Raw genomic sequence first — 1,530 nt, 5'->3', positions numbered from 1 at the left:
CTTTCCTGTAATTGTATAAAAATAATATTTAAACTTATTCTATTATAGGTGTAAATTATTAATTGAAACATATATATTATATAATTTAACTTTATGGAGGAAATATGAGGATACCAGAACATGTTGGAATAATTCCTGACGGTAATAGACGTTGGGCTTTATCAAATGATCTAACAAAAGAAAAAGGATATGAATATGGGATAACCCCCGGCCTAGAATTATTTAAACTTTGTCAGAAGGAGAATATAAAAGAAATAACCTTCTATGGTTTTACTATAGATAACACAAAACGTCCTTCTGAGCAAAAGCTTGCATTTATCAAAGCTTGCATTGACTCTGTCATGATATTAACAAAAGAAAATTGTGAAATATTAGTAATTGGTAATACCGAATCTAAAAATTTCCCAAAAGAGTTACTTTTATTTACTACTAGGCAAAAGTTTGGATCTGGTGGTATTAAGGTAAACTTCTTAATACACTATGGTTGGGAATGGGACTTGAATTTGTTAAAAGAATCTAATTCATCTAAAAAGCATATTTTACCTTATATACATTCAGAAGATATTTCTAGAATTGACCTTATTATAAGGTGGGGAGGTAGAAGAAGGCTTAGTGGCTTTTTGCCAGTTCAGTCTGTTTACTCTGATTTATATGTAATAGATTCTTATTGGCCAGATTTCACTTCTAAAGATTTCTATACTGCCTTAGAGTGGTATAATGATCAAGATGTGACTCTTGGTGGTTAAATAAACTAATTTTATGGAAATATAATTATTTAATCACTTTTAGCTGCGTAAAATAACCTATGTACGCTTCAAATGATTCTATAATAAATTTTATAATAAAAGAGTAATACTCAATAGAATATTACTCTTAACCAATTCTGTAATATTTTTCTACAACCTCTCTCGTAAAACCATAATCAATTATTGTTGGTCTTCCATTGATTATACCCCAACTACTCCTTCTAATTAAATCACTCAATAATAAATTATATTTATATTGGATATTCTGAAATTCTCTTAATCTAAATAGTTCTTCATAGCTTCCAACTTTAAAATAATCAAGTATATACCTGAAATCTCTTATCTTATCTGCTTTTCTCATTATTAATGTATTAAAATATTCTGATACTTCGATAACTTCTGCAAATAAATCAGAAGAATCTAATGATGAGATTCTATATTCACTCATATTTTGTGCAATTCCAGCTCTATTTTTTGCAACTTTTATAACATATCCATTTCCTAAATCAAATACATTTCGTGATGAACCAGAACCAATGTATCTATAGCTCCATTGTCTCATATTGAACATAATTAATCACTCATTTCTATCTTTTGTTTATAATAATCTAAATATAAATGTAAAAGAATATTGTATATATATGTTTCAACAAATAATCTACATATTTAGTAATTACTTTATCTTTAGTGAAAAATAGTTTTAAAAGTAAATTACATAAATTGAAAGCATATATTTTTTAATTTTTATATAAGTTGTTGGTGTAATTGCCTAATTAAAATATTT

Annotated in this window: 2 protein-coding genes; one reads left to right on the top strand and one right to left on the bottom strand. The window is 26.5% G+C overall.

Annotated features, from left to right (window positions below; all coding sequences use genetic code 11):
- Nucleotides 1-104: 104 nt before the first annotated feature.
- A complete protein-coding gene (locus E6248_RS15905) occupies nt 105-746 on the top strand; it encodes an undecaprenyl diphosphate synthase family protein (RefSeq protein WP_316341741.1) in 642 nt (213 codons plus the stop codon).
- A 127-nt stretch (nt 747-873) separates the two neighbouring features.
- On the opposite strand, the gene E6248_RS15900 is transcribed toward E6248_RS15905, so the two are convergent.
- Entirely contained in the window at nt 874-1,317 is a 444-nt protein-coding gene (locus E6248_RS15900) for a hypothetical protein (RefSeq protein WP_316341740.1), read from the bottom strand.
- Nucleotides 1,318-1,530: the final 213 nt, after the last annotated feature.

This window comes from Clostridium sp., assembly GCF_032552055.1.
In the GTDB taxonomy this organism is placed as follows: Bacteria; Bacillota; Clostridia; order Clostridiales; family Clostridiaceae; genus Clostridium.
This window is presented reverse-complemented; position numbering and strand designations above follow the sequence as displayed.